At 74.4% G+C, this 17,817-nt stretch carries 18 protein-coding genes; 5 read left to right on the forward strand and 13 right to left on the reverse strand.

Annotated elements, in window-relative coordinates:
- Window positions 1–3 precede the first annotated feature (3 nt).
- Both ABFX46_RS26795 and ABFX46_RS26800 read left to right on the forward strand, forming a co-directional pair.
- On the forward strand, window positions 4–1,302 hold the full coding sequence (locus tag ABFX46_RS26795) for a DUF58 domain-containing protein (RefSeq protein WP_346046229.1): 1,299 nt from the start codon (window positions 4–6) through the stop codon (window positions 1,300–1,302).
- Window positions 1,299–3,860 carry a transglutaminase TgpA family protein gene (locus ABFX46_RS26800; protein WP_346046231.1) on the forward strand — a complete coding sequence of 854 codons (2,562 nt, stop codon included), beginning with the start codon at window positions 1,299–1,301 and terminating at the stop codon, window positions 3,858–3,860. Before ABFX46_RS26795 ends, ABFX46_RS26800 begins: the two co-directional genes overlap by 4 nt.
- 106 nt (window positions 3,861–3,966) lie before the next feature.
- Here the strand turns inward: ABFX46_RS26800 and ABFX46_RS26805 are convergent, their stop codons facing one another.
- The 6 genes from ABFX46_RS26805 to ABFX46_RS26830 form a co-directional block, all read right to left on the reverse strand.
- On the reverse strand, window positions 3,967–4,359 hold the full coding sequence (locus ABFX46_RS26805; RefSeq protein ID WP_346046233.1) for a DUF3040 domain-containing protein: 393 nt from the start codon (window positions 4,357–4,359) through the stop codon (window positions 3,967–3,969).
- 147 nt (window positions 4,360–4,506) lie between these two features.
- Window positions 4,507–5,772, reverse strand: a complete 1,266-nt coding sequence (locus ABFX46_RS26810) for a DNA polymerase IV (protein ID WP_346046235.1) — start codon at window positions 5,770–5,772, stop codon at window positions 4,507–4,509.
- A gap of 4 nt (window positions 5,773–5,776) precedes the next feature.
- Window positions 5,777–6,562: a methyltransferase domain-containing protein gene (locus ABFX46_RS26815; RefSeq protein WP_346046236.1), complete on the reverse strand. Its 786-nt coding sequence runs from the start codon at window positions 6,560–6,562 to the stop codon at window positions 5,777–5,779.
- Window positions 6,563–6,604: 42 nt separating this feature from the next.
- On the reverse strand, window positions 6,605–7,021 hold the full coding sequence (nusB, locus tag ABFX46_RS26820; protein WP_131942914.1) for a transcription antitermination factor NusB: 417 nt from the start codon (window positions 7,019–7,021) through the stop codon (window positions 6,605–6,607).
- A gap of 1 nt (window position 7,022) precedes the next feature.
- Complete coding sequence (gene efp / locus ABFX46_RS26825; protein ID WP_131942915.1) at window positions 7,023–7,580, reverse strand: elongation factor P; 558 nt, start codon at window positions 7,578–7,580, stop codon at window positions 7,023–7,025.
- 31 nt (window positions 7,581–7,611) lie between these two features.
- Window positions 7,612–8,703, reverse strand: coding sequence for a M24 family metallopeptidase (locus tag ABFX46_RS26830; protein WP_346046239.1), 1,092 nt, complete (start codon window positions 8,701–8,703; stop codon window positions 7,612–7,614).
- 159 nt (window positions 8,704–8,862) lie between these two features.
- Here ABFX46_RS26830 and ABFX46_RS26835 point away from each other — a divergent pair, with 159 nt between their 5' ends.
- A complete protein-coding gene (locus ABFX46_RS26835; RefSeq protein ID WP_346046241.1) occupies window positions 8,863–10,341 on the forward strand; it encodes a flavin monoamine oxidase family protein in 1,479 nt (492 codons plus the stop codon).
- A gap of 73 nt (window positions 10,342–10,414) precedes the next feature.
- Here the strand turns inward: ABFX46_RS26835 and ABFX46_RS26840 are convergent, their stop codons facing one another.
- A complete protein-coding gene (locus ABFX46_RS26840; protein ID WP_346046242.1) occupies window positions 10,415–11,461 on the reverse strand; it encodes an LLM class F420-dependent oxidoreductase in 1,047 nt (348 codons plus the stop codon).
- 62 nt (window positions 11,462–11,523) lie between these two features.
- Entirely contained in the window at window positions 11,524–12,189 is a 666-nt protein-coding gene (locus ABFX46_RS26845; RefSeq protein ID WP_346046244.1) for an enoyl-CoA hydratase-related protein, read from the reverse strand.
- 90 nt (window positions 12,190–12,279) lie between these two features.
- Between ABFX46_RS26845 and ABFX46_RS26850 the strand changes: the two genes are divergently transcribed.
- Entirely contained in the window at window positions 12,280–12,855 is a 576-nt protein-coding gene (locus tag ABFX46_RS26850) for a TetR/AcrR family transcriptional regulator (protein WP_346046246.1), read from the forward strand.
- 35 nt (window positions 12,856–12,890) lie between these two features.
- Here ABFX46_RS26850 and aroQ read toward each other — a convergent pair whose 3' ends face one another.
- The 4 genes from aroQ to aroC are packed head-to-tail and all read right to left on the reverse strand — an operon-like array spanning window position 12,891 to window position 16,106.
- Window positions 12,891–13,343 carry a type II 3-dehydroquinate dehydratase gene (aroQ, locus tag ABFX46_RS26855; RefSeq protein ID WP_346046248.1) on the reverse strand — a complete coding sequence of 151 codons (453 nt, stop codon included), beginning with the start codon at window positions 13,341–13,343 and terminating at the stop codon, window positions 12,891–12,893.
- On the reverse strand, window positions 13,340–14,413 hold the full coding sequence (aroB, locus tag ABFX46_RS26860) for a 3-dehydroquinate synthase (RefSeq protein ID WP_346046250.1): 1,074 nt from the start codon (window positions 14,411–14,413) through the stop codon (window positions 13,340–13,342). Before aroB ends, aroQ begins: the two co-directional genes overlap by 4 nt.
- Entirely contained in the window at window positions 14,410–14,919 is a 510-nt protein-coding gene (locus tag ABFX46_RS26865) for a shikimate kinase (RefSeq protein ID WP_346046252.1), read from the reverse strand. The genes aroB and ABFX46_RS26865 overlap by 4 nt, the downstream gene beginning before the upstream one ends.
- 8 nt (window positions 14,920–14,927) lie before the next feature.
- Window positions 14,928–16,106 (reverse strand): chorismate synthase, encoded by a 1,179-nt coding sequence (aroC, locus tag ABFX46_RS26870; RefSeq protein WP_346046254.1) that lies wholly within the window; start codon window positions 16,104–16,106, stop codon window positions 14,928–14,930.
- Window positions 16,107–16,204: 98 nt separating this feature from the next.
- Here aroC and ABFX46_RS26875 point away from each other — a divergent pair, with 98 nt between their 5' ends.
- The gene (locus tag ABFX46_RS26875; protein ID WP_346046256.1) at window positions 16,205–17,212 is read left to right on the forward strand and encodes a DUF2332 domain-containing protein; all 1,008 of its coding nucleotides are present in this window, start codon (window positions 16,205–16,207) and stop codon (window positions 17,210–17,212) included.
- Here the strand turns inward: ABFX46_RS26875 and ABFX46_RS26880 are convergent.
- Window positions 17,209–17,808, reverse strand: a complete 600-nt coding sequence (locus ABFX46_RS26880) for a nitroreductase family protein (protein WP_346046258.1) — start codon at window positions 17,806–17,808, stop codon at window positions 17,209–17,211. The two genes, ABFX46_RS26875 and ABFX46_RS26880, sit on opposite strands and share 4 nt — an antisense overlap.
- Window positions 17,809–17,817 lie beyond the last annotated feature (9 nt).

Consider the following 17,817-nt stretch of genomic DNA (forward strand, 5'->3'; position numbering starts at 1 on the left):
CCGGTGCGACGCGCGCTGGCCGGCCTCACCACGCGCGGGCGGTCCTTCGTGGCCGCCGGCGCGACCGCGATCGTGTGCGCGGTCGTCCTCGGCGAGCGGGACCTGCTGCGGGCCGGGGTGCTCGTGCTGGTGCTGCCGCTGCTGTGCATGCTCGCGGTGTCGCGGACCCGGTACCGGCTGGCGTGCGCGCGGCGGCTCGACCCCGCGCGGCTGCCGGTCGGCCATGAGGCCCGCGTCGACCTGCGGCTGGAGAACGTGTCGCGGCTGCCGAGCGGGCTGCTCATGGTGGAGGACCGGGTCCCCTACGCGCTCGGCGGCCGGGCCCGGTTCGTGCTGGAGCGGATCGAGCCGCACGGCTCCCGCCGGCTCGGCTACCGGATCCGCTCGGACGTGCGCGGGCGCTACCGCGTCGGGCCGCTGACGGTCCGGCTCGCCGACCCGTTCGGGATGGTGGAGCTGGTGCGCTCGTTCAGCCTGTCCGACACGCTGACCGTGACGCCCGCGATCGTGCCGCTGCCGCACAGCCGGCTGTCGGGCGCGTGGACGGGCGGCGGCGACAGCGTCGCCCGCGCCGTGTCGGCGGCGGGCGAGGACGACGCCGCCCCCCGCGAGTACCGGCACGGCGACGACCTGCGCCGCGTGCACTGGCGGTCCACCGCCCGGCACGGGGAGCTGATGGTGCGGCGCGAGGAGCAGCACTTCCAGAGCAGCGGGACGCTGTTCCTCGACACCCGGCGCGCCGCGCACTGGGGCGAGGGGACGAGCGGCTCGTTCGAGCAGGCCGTGTCGGCGACCGCGTCGATCGGGGTGCACCTCGTCCGGACGGGGATGAGCCTGCGGTACGTCACCGACGCCGGGGAGGCGCTGCCGGCGGCGCGGTCCGAGGGCGCGTTCGAGGGGCTGCTGCTCGACGCGCTCGCCGTGGCGCGCAGGTCCAAGGGCGGCACGCTGGCGGCCGGGCTGGCCGCGCTGCGCGGCGCGTCCGGCGGGCACGGCGGCGGCCGGGAGGGCGACGGGCTGGTGGTCGCGGTGTTCGGCACCCTGTCCGCCGAGGAGGCCCGGTCGGTCGCGGCGGCGCGGCGCGGCGCCGGCACCCGCGTCGCGGTGCTGGTCGAGGGCGGCCCCGGCCGGGGCGCGCCGGCCGGCGGCGCGGAGACGGCCGAGCCCGGCGCCGGGACGGCCGCGGAGCTGCTGCTCGCGGCCGGGTGGCGGGTGCTGTCCGTCCGGTCCGCCGCGGATCTCGCGCATGCGTGGACGACCGCCGGGAAGGCCGGCGAGGACTTCGTCAGGGACGGTTCATGAGGATCCGGATGACGGTCATGGCCGGGCTGGCGACGCTCGCCGGCTCGCTCGGCCTCTACCCGCTGTTCGAGCGGGCCGGCTGGTTCTGGGCGGGGCTCGGCGCGGTGCTCGCGGTCGCCTGCGGCGGGCTGCTGGCCCGGCGGCTGCGGCTGCCCGCGCCGCTGAACCCGGTGTTCGGGCTGGCCGCGCTGCTGCTCTACCTCAACTTCGTCTACGCCGCCGACCGTGCCTGGCTGGGCGTCGTCCCGTCGCCGGAGTCGGTGCGGCACCTCGGCGACCTCGCCGGGGAGGGCTGGCGGGCCGCGAACCGGTACGCGGCGCCGGTCCCGCTGCTGCCCGGCATCGCGATGCTGACCGCCACCGGGATCGGCCTGGTCGCGGTCATGGTCGACCTGCTCGCCGTGCGGCTGCACCGCACCGCGCCCGCCGGGCTGCCGCTGCTCGCGATGTACAGCGTGCCCGCGGCCGTCCGGGAGGACGGCGTCGGCTGGCTGGCGTTCGGCGTCGGCGCGCTCGGCTTCCTCGGCCTGCTGATGGCCGACTCGCGGGAGAAGGTCGGCGGCTGGGGCCGCTCCGTCGGCACGCACCACCGGCCCCGGGAGGTCCCGCTCGCCGGGGCGGAGCCGCGTCCCGGCGAGGAGGCGGCGCGGCCCGACGCGGCGGCGCTCGCGGTGACCGGCCGCCGGATCGCGGTCGGCGCGATCGCCGTCGCGGTGGTGCTGCCCGCCGCTGTGCCGGGGCTGGAGCCGCGCGGGGTGTTCGACCTCGGCGGCGGCAGCGGCCAGAGCACCCGGACCGTGACCACGCCCGACCCGCTCGTCAGCCTGAAGCGGGAGCTGACCCGGCTGGACGACTCGGTCGTCCTCACCTACCGCACCGACGACCCCGAGGGCCCCGACTACCTGCGGCTCTACGCGCTCGACCGGTTCGACGGCGACCGGTGGACCTACAGCCCGCTGAAGAGCAGCGGCAAGGACCGGCTGGTCGCCGGGCAGACGCTCCCGCCGCCGCCGGGGCTGTCCATCGGACGCGTGCACAAGGTGACCACCAGGGTCCACGTGCGGCCCGAGGTCAGGAACATGACGTTCCTGCCGGTGCCGTACGCCCCGACCAGCGTGTCGATCAAAGGCGACTGGCGGGTGCACGCCTCGTCGCTGATGCTCTACTCGCTGCGCGACTCGGCGAGCGGACGCTCCTACACCGTGGAGAGCGTGCACGCCGACCCGACCGCCGCGCAGCTCGCCGCCGCGGGCGGCTACCCGGCCGACGTCGTCGCGCACTACACGGCGGTGCCCAAGAACGTCCCGCAGGAGGTCAGGAGGCTCGCCGAGCAGGTCACCGCCGGGTCGGCGACCGCGCTCACGCAGGCCGTGCGGCTGCAGCGCTGGTTCACCGTCGGCGGCGGGTTCAGCTACGACCTGTCCGCGCCGGCGCCGCAGAAGGGCAGCGACCTCGTCGACTTCCTGCTGCACAGCAAGCGCGGCTACTGCGAGCAGTACGCCGCGTCGATGGCGCTGATGGCGCGGATCCTCGGCATCCCGTCCCGGGTGGCGATGGGCTACACGCCGGGCAGCGAGGTCAGGCCCGGCGAGTGGGTCGTCCGGTCGCGGGACGCGCACGCCTGGCCGGAGCTGTACTTCCAGGGCACCGGCTGGGTGCGGTTCGAGCCGACGCCGTCCGGCGCGGGCGGGCAGGGCACCGCGGTCACGCCGTCCTACAGCCGTCCCGAGATCAGCACCGGCGGCGGGAGCGACTCCTCGTCCGCGCAGGCGCCGGACTCCTCGGCCGGCGGCGACGAGAGCACCGCCGCGCCGAGCCCCGGCGCCCGGCACCGCGACGACGAGGGCCCCGGCGCCGCCGCCGCGGCGCAGGGCGACGAGGAGAGCGGCACCGGCGCGGCGCCGTGGGTGGCGGGCGGGGTGCTGATCCTGCTGCTGCTGGCCGTGCCGATGGGGCTGCGGATGTTCACCCGCCGCCGCCGCTGGGCCGCCCTCGTACCGGCGCCCGCGCCGCCGGGGCCGCCGGCGTCCGACCTCCTGTCCCGCACCCTGTCCCGCAGGCGCGCACGCCGGTCGCGCAAGCCGGTGCCCGGCGCCCGGCGCCCTGCGGACGACCGGTCCGCACCGAGCCCGGCGGACGGGGCCGATCCGGCGCGGGCGGCGCACACCGCGTGGCGGGAGATGCGCGCCGACGCGCTCGACCACGGGCTCGAATGGCGGGCCAGCGACTCCCCGCGCGCCGCCGCGCGCCGACTCGGCGAGCAGCTCGACCTGGACGGCGCGAGCTCGCAGGCGCTCACCCGCATCGCGCGCGCCGAGGAGCTGGCCCGGTACGCGCGGTCCCGCTCCCCCGAGCCGGTGGAGCGGCTGCGCGCCGACGTCAAGACCGTCCGGGAGGCGTTCGCCGCGTCGGTGGGCCGCGGTGCCCGCTGGCGCGCCCGGCTGCTGCCGCCGTCGACGATGGCGCAGGTCGGCACCGCGGTCCGCACCGCCACCGACCGCACCCTGGACGCCGCCGCCCGGCTGAACGACCTTCCCGCCCGCCTCCGCCGCCGCTAGGGCGTCCGGCGCCGGGGAGGGCGCCCGCTCGAAGGGACCCCGGATACGCGTTCGTCCCGGCCCGCGTGGACGGCCCACGCACGGCCGGGACGATCACGAACGCCGGTCAGTCGCCCTCGGTGCGGCGGCGCCAGCGCTCCTCCATGCGTTCCATGAAGCCCGCCTTGGCCGGGCGGGACGAGCGGCCGCCGCTTCGGGCGGGCTCGTTCCCGATGCCGGTCATCCGCTTCCAGCTCGTCAACGCCCAGACGCAGCACGCCACCATGAGCAGGAAACCGGTCACGCTGATGGCGATGGTGACGGTGCCCTCGTTGATCACGAGACCGGCCATCAGCGCGCAGACGCCCACGACGAAGCCGAGGGCGGCCTTGATGATCCGGCGCTTGTAGTGGACCTGGGGGTTGGTCGAGCGAACCGCGTGAGCGAACTTCGGATCCTCGGCGTACAGAGCCGATTCGATCTGTTCGAGCATGCGCTGCTCGTGCTCAGAGAGCGGCACGGCACCTCCCAACGACAGCTCCGCGACGGGGTCTCCGATGCGGGACGCGAACGTCAACGGTGATATGCCCAGAATACGAGCACTGTCGAGCGTACGAAAGCGAACGGCCCGTCGAGGGCCCGGTGCCGGTCACCCCACCGCCTTCTTTCATTGTCTTCCGTCCCTGCCGTCACGTCCGTCACCATCGGTCGCACGCCGCACCAGCGCGGCGGGGCGGACCGCGCCGCGGCCGAACCGGTGCGCGACCTGGTCCATGGCTCGCTCGGCCTCACGCCAACCGCGTTCCGGCTCGTCGAAGGCGAGCTGACGGGGGGCCTCGCCGGCCGGGCCCAGGTTCTCCACCCGTACCCCGACCAGACGGAGTCGTACCCGTTCCAGCCCGGCCGCCTCATACAGCTCGCAGGCTGTGACATAGATCACACGGGCGAGATCGGTCGGCTCGCTCAGCGTCCGCGACCGGGTGATCGTCTTGAAGTTCGCCATCCGGAGTTTGACGCTGACCGTCCGGCCCGCGTTCCCGCTCGCGCGCAGGCGCTCGCCGGTCTTCTCCGCCAGCCGCAGCAGCGACCGGCGGATCACCTCGGGGTCGTCGACGTCGGTGTCGAACGTCTCCTCGGCGCCGATGCTCTTGTCGGGGGTGTGCGGGACGACCTCGCGCGGGTCGCGGCCCCACGCCAGCTCGTGCAGGTGCGCGCCCATCGCGGTGCCCAGCTCGCGCTGGAGCGTGGCGAGGGGCACACGGGCGAGCTGCCCGACCGTCCGCAGGCCGAGCCGGGTGAGGTGCTCCTCGGTCCGCTCCCCGACGCCCCACAGGGACGCGACGGGCAGCGGGTGCAGGAAGTCGACCGCGCCGCCGGCGGGCACCACGAGCAGCCCGTCGGGCTTGCACCGGGTCGAGGCCAGCTTGGCGATGAACTTGGTGCTCGCGACGCCGACGGAGCAGGTGATGCCCTGCTGGTCGCGCACCTGCTCGCGGATCAGCTGCGCGATCCGGGCGGGCCGGCCGAGCCGGCGCCGGGCGCCCGCCACGTCCAGGAACGCCTCGTCCAGCGACAGGCCCTCGACCAGCGGCGTGATGGAGCGGAAGATCTCGAACACCGCGGCGGACACCCGCGCGTACTTGCCGTGGCTCACCGGCAGCACCACCGCCCGCGGGCACAGCCGCCGCGCCCGCGTCATCGGCATCGCCGAGTGCACGCCGAACGTCCGGGCCTCGTAGGACGCCGCGGACACCACGCCGCGCGGCCCGGCGCCGCCCACGATCACCGGGCGCCCCCGCAGCTCGGGCCGCTCCAGCAGCTCGACGCTGACGAAGAACGCGTCCATGTCGACGTGCAGGATGTGGCAGCCGGTGTCGTCGGCGGGCGGCCCCGGCTGCGGCCCCGGCCGGTGCAGCTGCTGCTTGCGGCTCACGGCGCTACTCGGCCGGTTTGTCGGCCACCAGGTGCAGCTGGGCGGCCAGGTCCCGCAGGACGGGGTGGACGGCCGCGACCGACTCCAGCGCGATCAGCGCCTCGGCGGAGTCGGAGTCGCCGTCCAGCAGGCCGCTCGGCACCAGGTCGGCGAAGATCCGCACGCCCTGCAGCTCGGCGACCCGCAGGCCGGCGCCGCGGGCCAGCGCCGACAGCGTCTCCCGGGTGAACCGGCGCGGCATCCGGTCGCCCTCGCCCCAGCGCCCCGACGGGTCGGTCAGCACCCGCCGCGCGTCGTCGAAATGCCCGGACACGGCGCGGTGCAGCGCGGCGGCGACCTGCCCGGCGACCAGCACGCTGACCGAGCCGCCCGGCCGGACCACCGAGGTCAGCGCGGCCATCGCCGCGCCCGGCTCGTCGACGAACTCCAGGACGCTGTGGCACAGCACCAGGTCGGCGGCGTCCGGGCCCAGCAGGTCGGGCAGGTCGACGGCGTCGCCCTGGACCGCGCGGACCCGCACCCCCGACTCGGCGGCGCGGCGCTCCAGCGCGGCGAGGGCGTCCGGGTTGGCGTCGACCACGGTGACCCGGTGCCCGAGCTCGGCGAGCGGGACCGCGAACCCGCCGGTGCCGCCGCCGACGTCCACGACGTCGTGCGGGCCGGCCTCGGGGGTGATGCGGGCGAGCACGGTCCGCAGGGCGTCCCACAGGACCGCGCTGCGCACCCTGGTGCCGCCCCGCACCCGCTTCTGCTGCCGGCCGGTCACGGCCACTCCCCTAACGTTGGTCATCCCCGCCCAGCCTAGCCGCCCGGTGCCCCACGCCCCGCCCGTTTACAGCGTGAGGGAGGGCTTGAGCTGCTGGAGGCGGGCGAGGAGGCCGTTGACGAACCGGGGGGACTCGTCGGTGGACAGCTCGGTCGCGAGGCCGACCGCCTCGCTGACCGCGACGCCGTCCGGGACGTCGTCCACCCACAGCAGCTCGAACGCGCCCATCCGCAGGATGTTGCGGTCGACGGCCGGCATCCGCTCCAACGTCCAGCCGGTCGCGTAGGTGGAGATCAGCTCGTCGATGCGCTCCCGGTGCTCCTGGACGCCCTCGATCAGCCGGACGGCGTGCGGGAACTCGGCCAGCTCGTCCTGGTTCGGACGGCCCCGCGCCGCGAGCACCGCCGCCGGCTCCTCCTCCCGCAGCTCGGCCGCGAACAGGATGTCGAGCGCGAGTTTCCTGGCCTTGGTGCGTGCCGCCATCTCAGGCGCGGCCGAGGTACTCGCCGGAGCGGGTGTCGACCTTGACCTTCTCGCCGGTGGTGATGAACAGCGGCACCTGGATCTGGGCGCCGGTCTCCACGGTGGCGGGCTTGCTGCCGCCGGTGGAGCGGTCGCCCTGCAGGCCGGGCTCGGTCTCGGTGATCTCCAGCACGACGGCGGCGGGCAGCTCGACGTACAGCGGGTTGTCGTTGTTGAAGGCGATCACCGCGTTCTGCTCGGGGAGCAGGTAGTCGGCGGCGTCGCCGACGACGGCCGCGGGGATGTGCGGCTGGTCGTAGGTCTCGGTGTCCATGAAGACGAAGTCCTCGCCCTCGCGGTAGAGGTACTGCATCTCGCGCTTGTCGACGCTCGCCACTTCGACCTTGGTGCCGGCGTTGAAGGTCTTGTCGACGACCTTCCCGGACAGCACGTTCTTGATCTTGGTGCGGACGAACGCGCCGCCCTTGCCTGGCTTGACGTGCTGGAACTCCAGGACGGTCCACAGCTGGCCGTCGAGGTTCAGCGTCATGCCGTTCTTCAGGTCGTTCGTCGTCGCCACTGGCTGTTCTCCCGGTCGCGGGCCCGCGCGCCTACAGGACGAGCAGGTCCTTGGTCGTTGTGGTGAGGAGCTCCGGGCCGTCCGCGCGGACCACGAACGTGTCCTCGATGCGGACGCCGCCCCGGCCGGTGAGGTAGACCCCAGGCTCCGCTGTGATCGGAACTCGATCCATCAGCTTACCGGTCTCCTCGTACCCCATGAGCGGCGCTTCGTGGATCTCCAGCCCGACGCCGTGCCCGAGCCCGTGCGGGAACGCCTCGCCGTGCCCCGCCGCCTTGATGATCTCGCGGGCGGCGGCGTCGACGGCCGTGGTGTCCGCGCCGGGGACGGCGGCCTCCAGCGCGGCCCGCTGCGCCCGGTGGACGAGGCCGTACAGGTCGCGCTGCCAGCCGGCGGGCTCGCCGATCGCGACGGTGCGGGTCATGTCGGCGTGGTAGCCGCCGTACAGGGCGCCGAAGTCCATGGTGACGAGGTCGCCGGCCTGGAGCTCCCGGCCGCCGGGGTGGTGGTGCGGGACGGCGCCGTTCGGGCCGGACGCGATGATCGACTCGAACGCGGGCCGCTCGGCGCCGAAGTCCACCATGGCGCGTTCGAGCGCGATCGCGACGGCCCGCTCGGTGACGCCGGCGCGGATCTCGGGGAGGACGGCCTCGAACGCCCGGTCGGTGATCGCGCACGCCTCCCGCAGGAGCGCGATCTCCGCCTCGTCCTTGACCATGCGCAGTTCCTCGACGGGCCGGCCGAGCGGCACCAGCTCGACCGGGCGGTCGAGGCCGGCGGCCTGCTCGGTGAGCGCGGTGTGCTGCTCGACGGTCAGGTCGTGGGCCTCGAAGCCGAGCCGGGCGCGGCCGTCCTCGGCGGCCCGGGCCAGCAGCGCGGCCGCGACCCGCCGGTCGACGGTGACGGGCAGCTCCGGGCAGACCTCGGCGGCCATGCCGGCGTACCGGCCGTCGGTCGCGAGGACGGCCGGGCCGTCGGCCGGGACGAGCAGCGCCGCGCGGGAGCTGTCCAGGCCGGTCAGGTAGCGGACGTTGACGAGCCGGGTCACCAGCAGCGCGCCGGCGTCCCGCTCGGCGACGAGCGCGGCGAGCCGGGCGCGCCGCGCGGAATGCGTCTCCCCCATGTCCAGGACTCTAGATGATCGCCGGGACGGGCCGGGAGGCCGTCTCGACGCGGTCACGAAACATGAAGAACCCTCGACTTCGGCTTGAGGGCGGGCCTAGCGTGAGCTGCCGTGTGATCTTTCGTCCCCCGCACGGACGTCCCCCAGGAGGGATCCCCCTTGACCCGAGTCAGCCGCCGCAGACTGCTCGGCACGGGCGCGCTCACCGCCGCCGGAGCCGTCGCCTCCGCCGCCGCGGCGCCGTCCGCCGCCGCCCGCACCGCGCCGCTCAGCACCGACGTGGTGATCGTCGGGGCCGGCCTGTCCGGCCTGGCCGCCGCCCGCGACCTGGTCGCCGCCGGCCGGTCCGTGCTCGTCCTGGAGGCCCGGGAGCGGCCCGGCGGGCGCGTGTACGGGCTGCCGCTCGGCGACGGCACCACCAGCGAGGGCGGCGCCGAGTTCATCGGCCCGACGCAGGACCGGATCGCGGCCCTCGCGAAGGACATGGGCGTCGAGACCTTCACGACCTACAACGAGGGCAAGAACGTCTACTACCGCAACGGCAAGCGATCCCTGTACGCCACCGACGGACTGCTCGGCGCGGTCCCGCCGGACTGGGGCGTGATCGACCTGGAGCTGGCGCTGCTCAAGCTCGGGAACATGATCAAGGAGGTGCCGGTCGGCGAGCCGTGGAAGGCGGCGAAGGCCGACGAGTGGGACGCCCAGACGTTCTACACCTGGTCGCGGTCCAACTCGCTGAGCGGCGGCGCGCGGTTCCTGATGGACGCCTTCGCCTCCTCGACGCTGTCGATGCGCTCGCAGGAGGTCTCGCTGCTGTACCTGCTGAACTACGCGGCCTCGGCGGGCAACGAGAGCACCCCGGGGACGATCGACCGGCTGATCAACACCAAGGACGGCGCGCAGGAGTCCCGGTTCGTGGGCGGCTCGCAGGAGGTGCCCGTCCGGCTGGCGGCGCGGCTCGGCGACATCGTCCGCTACAACACGCCCGTGCGGTCGATCGAGACCGGCTCGGGCGGCGTCACCGTCACCGCGGACGGGCTCACCGTGACGGCCAGGCGGGTCGTCGTCGCGATGTCCCCCGCGATCGCCAACAAGATCGACTACTCGCCGGCGCTGCCGGCGAACCGGGCGCAGCTGATGCAGCGCTACCCGATGGGCTCGATCGCCAAGTTCGTCGGCGTCTACGACACCCCGTTCTGGCGGGCGGACGGCCTGACCGGGCAGGCGGTCGCCGACAGCGGCGCGATCGACGCGACGTTCGACAACAGCCCGCCGGACGGGTCGCGCGGCATCCTGATGGGCTTCATGAACCAGGCGAACATCCGCAGGCTGGACGGCGCGTCGGCGGAGGAGGTCAGGGCCGCGGGCCTCGCCTCGTTCACCACACTGTTCGGCGACAAGGCCGCCGACCCGAGGATCACGGCGTTCCAGCGCTGGGACAACGAGATGTGGAGCGGCGGCGGCCCGGTCGGCATCGCCCCGCCCGGCGCGCTCACCGCGTTCGGCCCGGCGCTGCGGGCCCCGTGCGGGCCGATCCACTGGGCGGGCACCGAGACGTCCGACTACTGGACGGGCTACATGGACGGCGCCGTCCGCTCCGGCGAGCGCGTCGCGAAGGAAGTCCACGCCGCCCTCTGACCGTTGACCTGCGGCGTGTTGTTGTTTTGGCAGCCTGCATAACAACAACACGCCGCAGGTCAACGAGAATCGGTCACAGGTCGGCGGCCATCTCCTTGACCTTCTCGATCAGGGCCAGGCGGCTCTTGTGGTCGCCGGCGATCGGGGCGACGTTCAGCGTCGTGACGCCGGACTCCTTCATCGCGGCGAGCCGCTCGCGGACGTGCCCCTCGGAGCCGATGAGGGACATCTTCTCCAGCAGCTCCTGCGGGACCTTCGCGGCGGCCTCGTCCTTCTTGCCGTCCAGGTACAGGTCCTGGATCTCCTCGGCCTCCTTCTCGAAGCCGTAGCGGCGGGCGAGGTCGTTGTAGAAGTTCTTGCCCTTGGCTCCCATGCCGCCGATGTAGAGCGCGGCCATGGGGCGGCCGAACTCCAGGAAGCCCCGCACGTCGTCGCCGATGGCGAGCGGCGCCTGGCCGACCACGTCCAGCTCGCCGAGGGCGGGGTCGCGCTTGGCCTTGCCCGCGGCGAGGGAGGCGCCCCACACGTCCGCGGCCTTCTCCGGCATGTAGAAGATCGGCTCCCAGCCGTTGGCGATCTCGGCGGTCTGCTCGACGTTCTTCGGGCCGATCGCGGCCACCAGGATCGGGATGTCGGCGCGCACGGGGTGGTTGATCAGCTTCAGCGGCTTGCCGAGGCCCGTGCCCTGGTCGGCGGGCAGCGGCAGCGTGTAGTACTTGCCGTCGTACTGGAGCCGCTCGCGGCGCCACACCTTGCGGCAGATCTCGATGACCTCGCGGGTGCGGCCGAGCGGCGCCGTGTACGGGACGCCGTGGAAGCCCTCGATGACCTGGGGGCCGGACGCGCCGATGCCGAGCGTGAACCGCCCGTCCGACACGTAGTCGAGGCCGGCGGCGGTCTGCGCCGTCGCGGTGGGCGTGCGGGAGTAGATGTTGAGGATGCCGGAGGCGATCTCCAGCCGCTCGGTCTTCGCCGCGATGTACCCCATCTGGCTCACCGCGTCGAAGCTGTAGGCCTCCGCGATGTAGACGATGTCGAGCCCGGCCTTCTCGTAGTCGGCGAGCTCCTCGACGGTCTCCTTGAAACCGCCCGAGTAGCTGAGCGCCATCCCGATGCGCATCGGCGTCCTCTCCCTAACCGAATCCGATTCCAGTCGAACGTAACCTACCCGCCGCCCCGGCGTCAGGGCAGCGCGGGACCGTGCAGCGCGTCCAGCACCGGCCGGTACAGGTCGCCGCGGATCTTGGCGACCGTCGCGCCGTTCTTGCCCGCCAGCGAGGCGGCCAGTTCGACGGCGGCCGGCAGCACCTCGTCCTCGGACGCGGTCCGCTGGACGATCCCCGCCTCCAGCGCCTGCTCGGCCGTGTACCGGCGGCCGGTGAGCACGGCCTCATGCGCGGTCGCCCTCGGCAGCCGCTCCTTGATCAGCAGGTTCATCCCGGGCGTGAAGCTCATGCCGAGGTCGACCTCGGGCAGGCAGAAGTAGCCGCGGCCGGTCCGCATGACGGCGTGGTCGTGGCAGAGCGCGAGCATCCCGCCGCCCGCGAACGCGTGCCCGTTCAGCGCCGCGACCGTGGGCATCGGCAGTTCCAGGACGCGCGCGAACAGGCCGTGGACGCGCCGCAGGTACTCCTCGAACCTGTCCTGGTTCGCTCCGAGCCAGTCGAGGTCGAGGCCGTTGGAGTAGAACTTGCCGGTGCCGACGGTGACGAGCGCGCCCGGCCCGTCGTTCTTCGCGACGCCGTCGAGCGCGCCCTCGACCGCGCCGAGGAAGTCGGGGCTGAACCGGTTCTCACCGGCGTCGTACCGCAGGACGTACACGTCTCCGTCGCGCTGGAGGTCGATCACGTGGCTCTCCTTCATCCGTGCCCTCACCCTCCTCTATGACGCCCGTCATGGGCAACGCGAGCACCCTATGATGAATGTCATAATCGAGCCATGGGGACGGACAGCCGGGAACGCATGGTGCGCAGCGCCGCCTACCTCTTCCGGGAGCGCGGCTACAGCGGCACCGGGTTCCGCGACGTCATCGCGCACAGCGGCGCCCCGCGCGGGTCGATCTACCACCATTTCCCCGGCGGCAAGGTGCAACTCGCGGAGGAGGCCGTCCGCTACGCCGGCGACTTCCTCAACGCGGGCATCCTCGCCGCCACCGAGGGCGGCGACGCCGCCTCCGCGGTGGACGCGTTCGTCGGCTGGTGGCGGCAGGTTCTGATCAAGAGCGAGTTCCGGGCGGGCTGCCCGGTCCTCGCCGTCACCGTCGAGTCCCAGGAGGACGCCCCGCAGCTCGCGGCGGCCGCCGCGGCGGTGTTCGGCCGCTGGCAGGACACCCTCGCCACCGGGCTCGGCAACGCCGGCGTCCCCGACGACCGCGCCGCGCGCCTGGCCCGCCTCATCGTCGCCGCCGTCGAGGGCGCGACCGTCCTGTGCCGCGCCCACCGCGACGTGGCCCCCCTGGACGACGTCGTCGCCGAGCTGAAGGACATCACCCGCCGGGCGGTCGAGAACGCCTGAGACCCGCGCCTAGGACCCGCGTATAGGACCTGCGGCTAGGACGCGGACTCCTCGGCGAGGAGTTCGGCGATCGCCTGGAGCGCCAGGACGTACGACATGGGGCCGAAGCCGGCGATGGTGCCGGTCGCGACGCCGGCGACGACGGAGGTGTGGCGGAACTCCTCGCGCGTCGCGGGGTTGGTGATGTGGACCTCGACGAGCGGGGCGGTCCGCTGGGCGAGCGCGTCGCGGAGGCTGTAGGAGTAGTGGGTGAACGCGGCCGGGTTCAGCACGATCGGGACGCGCTCGTCGGCGGCCTCGTGCACCCAGTGCACCAGCTCGGCCTCGTCGTCGGTCTGCCGGACCTCCACGCTCAGGTCGAGGCGGCGGCCCGTGTCGCGGCAGAGGGCGGCGAGGTCGTCGAAGCTGGTCGTCCCGTAGGTGTCGGGCTCCCGGACGCCGAGGCGCCGCAGGTTGGGCCCGTTGAGGACGAGCACGCGGTGCGTCATGGGGTGAGCTCCCGGTAGGCGGCGGCGAGCAGGGCCTCGTCCGGGCCTTCGAGGCGGCCCGGTGACGCGATGCCGTCCAGGACGACGAAGCGCAGCGTAGCGCCGCGCGACTTCTTGTCGATGGCCATCGTGGCGCGCAGGCCGGGCCAGTCGGCGGCGTAGGAGACCGGCAGGCCGACCGAGGTGAGGACGTCGCGGTGCCGCTGGACGATCTCGGCGGGCAGCCGCCCGGCGAGGCGGGCCAGCTCGGCCGCGTACACCATGCCGATCGCCACGGCGTGGCCGTGCCGGAACTTGTAGTCCTCGGCCTTCTCGATGGCGTGCGCGAGGGTGTGGCCGTAGTTGAGGATCTCGCGGAGGCCGCTCTCCTTGAGGTCGGCGGAGACGACGCGGGCCTTGACCCGGATCGCGCGCTCGACCAGCTCCCGGGTGTGCGGGCCGTCCGGGGACGCGGCGCCCTTCGGGTCGTCCTCGACCAGGTCCAGGATGGCGGGGTCGGCGATGAAGCCGGCCTTGATGATCTCGGCGAGGCCGCTGATGTAGTCCTCGTGCGGCATCGTCACCAGCGCGGTGAGGTCGCACAGGACGCCGGCGGGCGGGTGGAACGCGCCGACGAGGTTCTTGCCCTCGGGGACGTTGATGCCGGTCTTGCCGCCGACCGCCGCGTCCACCATGCCGAGCAGCGTCGTCGGGACGAGCACCGCGCGGACGCCGCGCAGCCACGACGCCGCCGCGAACCCGGCGAGGTCGGTGGTGGCGCCGCCGCCGACGCCGACGACGACGTCCGTGCGGGTCATGCCGGACCGGGCGAACGACGACCAGAGCCCGGCGAGCACGCCGACCTCCTTGGCGGCCTCGCCGTCGGGGACGGGCAGCGCGCGGACGGTGTACCCGGCCTGTTCGAGCGCACCGCAGACGGGGCGGGCGATCTCCGGGAGGCCCTCGGCGTGGACGACGGCGACGGTGCGGGCGCGGTCGCCGACCATGGCGGGCAGCTCGCCGAGGACGCCCGCGCCGATGACGACGTCGTACGGGTCGGCCCCGCCCACCCGGACCCTGGCGTGCGTCACGCGGCGCCGTCCAGGGCCTTGACGATCTCCTCCACGATGTCGGCGGGGTCGCGGCCGTCGGTGTCGACGCCGATCGTGCCGAGGCGCTCGTAGATCGGCAGCCGCTCCGCCAGGAGCGTGCGCATCTGGCTGCGCGGGTTCAGCACGAGCAGCGGCCGCGCGGAGTTGAGGCCGACCCGCTTGATCGCCTCGGCGAGGCCGGCCTTCAGGTAGACGACCGTGTGGCCGGCGAGGAGCTCCTGCGTCTCGGCGGCGAGGACGGCGCCGCCGCCGAGGGCGACGACGCCCCCGTGCTCGGCGAGGGCCGCGGCGACGGCGGCGCGCTCCAGCTCGCGGAAGCGCTCCTCGCCGTCGTCGATGAAGATCTCGCCGATCGGCTTGCCCGCGGCGGCCTCGACGTCGGCGTCGGTGTCGCGCAGCGCGACGCCGAGGCGCTCGGCGAGCGCGCCGCCGACGGTGGTCTTGCCCGAGCCGGGCGGGCCGATGATGACTGCCTTCGGTCGCATGGTCCCCTTCACTTGATCGTCAGGGAGGACAGGTATCCGCGCAGGTTGCGCGCGGTCTCCTCGGCGGAGTCGCCACCGAACTTCTCCAGCGCGGCGTCGGCGAGGACGAGCGCGGCCATCGCCTCGGCGACGACCCCGGCGGCGGGCACGGCGGTGACGTCGCTGCGCTGGTTGATCGCCTTGGCGGGCTCGCCGGTCTTCACGTCGATGGTGTCGAGCCGGCGCGGGACGGTCGAGATCGGCTTCATCGCGGCGCGCACCCGCAGCACCTCGCCGGTCGTCATGCCGCCCTCGACGCCGCCGGCCCGGTTCGTCCGGCGGCGGACGCCCTCGGGCGTGCCGTCGATCTCGTCGTGCGCCCGCGAGCCGGGCCGCCGCGCGGTGGTGAACCCGTCGCCGAGCTCGACGCCCTTGATCGCCTGGATGCCCATGAGGACGCCGGCGAGCCGCGCGTCGAGCCGCCGGTCCCAGTGGACGTGGCTGCCGAGGCCGGGCGGGAGCCCGTAGGCGAGGACCTCCACGACGCCGCCGAGCGTGTCGCCGGCCTTCTTGGTCTCGTCGATGTGGGCGACCATCGCGGCGGACGCCGCCTCGTCGAAGCAGCGGACGGGGCTCTCGTCCACCCGCGCGAGGTCGCCGGGCCCGGGCAGGACGCCGTCGGGCGCCGCCACCTCGCCGAGCGCGATCACGTGGCTGAGGACGTCCACGCCGAGGGCCTGGCCGAGGAACGCCTTGGCGACGGTGCCGAGCGCGACCCGCGCGGCGGTCTCCCGGGCGCTGGCCCGCTCCAGCACGGGGCGGGCGTCGTCGAAGCCGTACTTCTGCATGCCGACGAGGTCGGCGTGGCCGGGCCGGGGCTGCGACAGCGGCGCGTTGCGCGCCTGGGCGGCGAGGACGTCGGCGTCGACGGGGTCGGCCGACATGACCGTCTCCCATTTGGGCCACTCGGTGTTGCCGACCTCGATCGCGACCGGCCCGCCGAGCGTCACCCCGTGCCGGACGCCGCCGAGGATCCGCACCTCGTCCTGCTCGAACTTCATCCGGGCGCCCCGCCCGTGCCCGAGCCGGCGGCGGCGCAGTTCCTCGGCGATGTCCCCCGAGGTCACGCGCACGCCGGCCGGCAGCCCCTCCACGATCGCGGTCAGGGCCGGGCCGTGGGACTCCCCAGCGGTCAACCAGCGCAGCATGCCCACGATCCTATTGACTCCGCGCGCCCGCCCGTGACCGCGTCCACCATCTGAGAGGCTCGTCGCCGGAGTCGGGGGCGAGTCACCGGAGGTGCGCGATGAGGAGGGCGCTGCTGGCGCAGGCGCGGGCGTCCGCGGAGCTGGGGTCGCTGATGTACGCGGAGCTGCTCCTGCGGGCGGCGGACGACCCCGGCGAGGCGGTCGCCGATGTGCTCGGGGAGCACACCCGCCCGGGCTACATCCTGGGCATGCTCGGGACCGTGCACCGCATCGTCCTGGAGGGGCGGGCCCCCGAACTGGCCGCGTACTACCCGACGGCGGGCGGGACGCAGGATCCGCTGCGGGCCTGGCCCGCGTTCCGGGACGTCCTGGCCGAGCACGCGGCGGAGATCCGCGCGGGGCTCACCGCTCCGCCGCAGACCAACGAGGTCGGGCGGGCCGCACCGCTCGTCGGCGGCCTCCTCGCGGTCGCCGAGGCCACCGGGCTCCCGATCCGGCTGCTGGAGATCGGCGCGAGCGCGGGCCTGAACCTGCGCGCCGACCGCTTCCGGTTCCTGTACGAGGGCGGCGCGTACGGGCCCGAGTCGCCGGTCGTCCTGCCGGACGCCTGGCGGGGCCTCCCGCCGGTGGACGCGCCGCTCACGATCATCGAGCGCACCGGATGCGATCCGAGCCCCCTGGACCCGGCGTCGCCGGAGGCGCAGCGGCGGCTCCTGTCGTACGTGTGGCCCGACCAGGCCGACCGGGTCGCGCGGCTGCGCGCGGCGTTCGAGGTGGCGGCGCGGGTCCCGGCGGAGGTCGTCCGGGCGGGCGCGGCCGGTTTCCTGGAGGGCCTGGCCCCGGAGCCGGGCGCCGCCACCGTGGTGTGGCACTCGACGATGCGCGCCTACCTGTCGGAGGACGAGGCGGCGCGCGTCGACCGGCACATCGAGGACGCCGGCGCGGCGGCCACCGCGGACGCGCCCGTGGCGCACCTGTCGTTCGAGGGCCCGGACGCCTCCCGCCTCAGCACCGCGCACGTCGTGGCGCTGCGGCTGTGGCCGGGCGGGGAGCGCCGCGTCCTCGGCGAGGGCCCGTCGCACGGCCTGCCGACGACCTGGTCCTAGCGCGGGTCCGCCCACGACTCGCGGCGGACGAGGTCGCCGTAGGGCTTCGCCATCGACCGCAGCCGGGCGGTGTCGGCCGGCGGGACGGCGTCCTCCCGGGCGTGGCCGATCGTGACGACGCCGACGACGGCGATGTCGTCCGGGAGGCCGAGCAGCTTCTTGAGCCCGTCCTTGTGCCGGACGGTCGCGAACCCCGTCGCGAGGCCCTCGTTGATCGCGGCGAGCTGGATCAGCATGAGGAACGCCCCGGAGTCGACCCACCAGTAGGGGGCGGGCCACTCCATCTCCCTGCCGTCGATGAGCTTGTCGGGGCGGGTGTAGCGGTCGTGGTAGTCGTCCTCGCGGATGCCGAGCACCATCAGCACCGGCGCGACCGACAGCCACTCCTCCGGGTAGCGGGACTCCTCGGCGAGTTCGGCGACGCGCTCGCGGGTGGCGCGCTCGGTGACGACGACGAGGCGGTGGCCCTGGCTGAACCCGGCGCTCGGCGCCCGGCGCACCGTCCGGGCGATCTTCTCCACGGTCTCCGGCGGGACGGGGTCGGTGCGGTAGCGGCGCACCATCCGCCGCGCCGCGAGCACGTCGTCGAACTCCACTCGTGCCTC

The sequence above is a fragment of the Actinomadura chokoriensis genome (assembly GCF_039529475.1).
In the GTDB taxonomy this organism is placed as follows: Bacteria; Actinomycetota; Actinomycetes; order Streptosporangiales; family Streptosporangiaceae; genus Spirillospora; species Spirillospora bangladeshensis.

Excerpts from the sequence above, each read along its gene's own strand:
- nusB (WP_131942914.1), bottom strand. The coding sequence starts at position 7,021 with ATGGCGGCACGCACCAAGGCCAGGAAACTCGCGCTCGACATCCTGTTC.
- ABFX46_RS26800 (WP_346046231.1), top strand. The coding sequence starts at position 1,299 with ATGAGGATCCGGATGACGGTCATGGCCGGGCTGGCGACGCTCGCCGGC.
- ABFX46_RS26815 (WP_346046236.1), bottom strand. The coding sequence starts at position 6,562 with ATGACCAACGTTAGGGGAGTGGCCGTGACCGGCCGGCAGCAGAAGCGG.
- ABFX46_RS26875 (WP_346046256.1), top strand. The coding sequence starts at position 16,205 with ATGAGGAGGGCGCTGCTGGCGCAGGCGCGGGCGTCCGCGGAGCTGGGG.
- ABFX46_RS26840 (WP_346046242.1), bottom strand. The coding sequence starts at position 11,461 with ATGCGCATCGGGATGGCGCTCAGCTACTCGGGCGGTTTCAAGGAGACC.
- ABFX46_RS26830 (WP_346046239.1), bottom strand. The coding sequence starts at position 8,703 with ATGGGGGAGACGCATTCCGCGCGGCGCGCCCGGCTCGCCGCGCTCGTC.
- aroC (WP_346046254.1), bottom strand. The coding sequence starts at position 16,106 with ATGCTGCGCTGGTTGACCGCTGGGGAGTCCCACGGCCCGGCCCTGACC.
- aroQ (WP_346046248.1), bottom strand. The coding sequence starts at position 13,343 with ATGACGCACCGCGTGCTCGTCCTCAACGGGCCCAACCTGCGGCGCCTC.
- ABFX46_RS26865 (WP_346046252.1), bottom strand. The coding sequence starts at position 14,919 with ATGCGACCGAAGGCAGTCATCATCGGCCCGCCCGGCTCGGGCAAGACC.
- ABFX46_RS26850 (WP_346046246.1), top strand. The coding sequence starts at position 12,280 with ATGGGGACGGACAGCCGGGAACGCATGGTGCGCAGCGCCGCCTACCTC.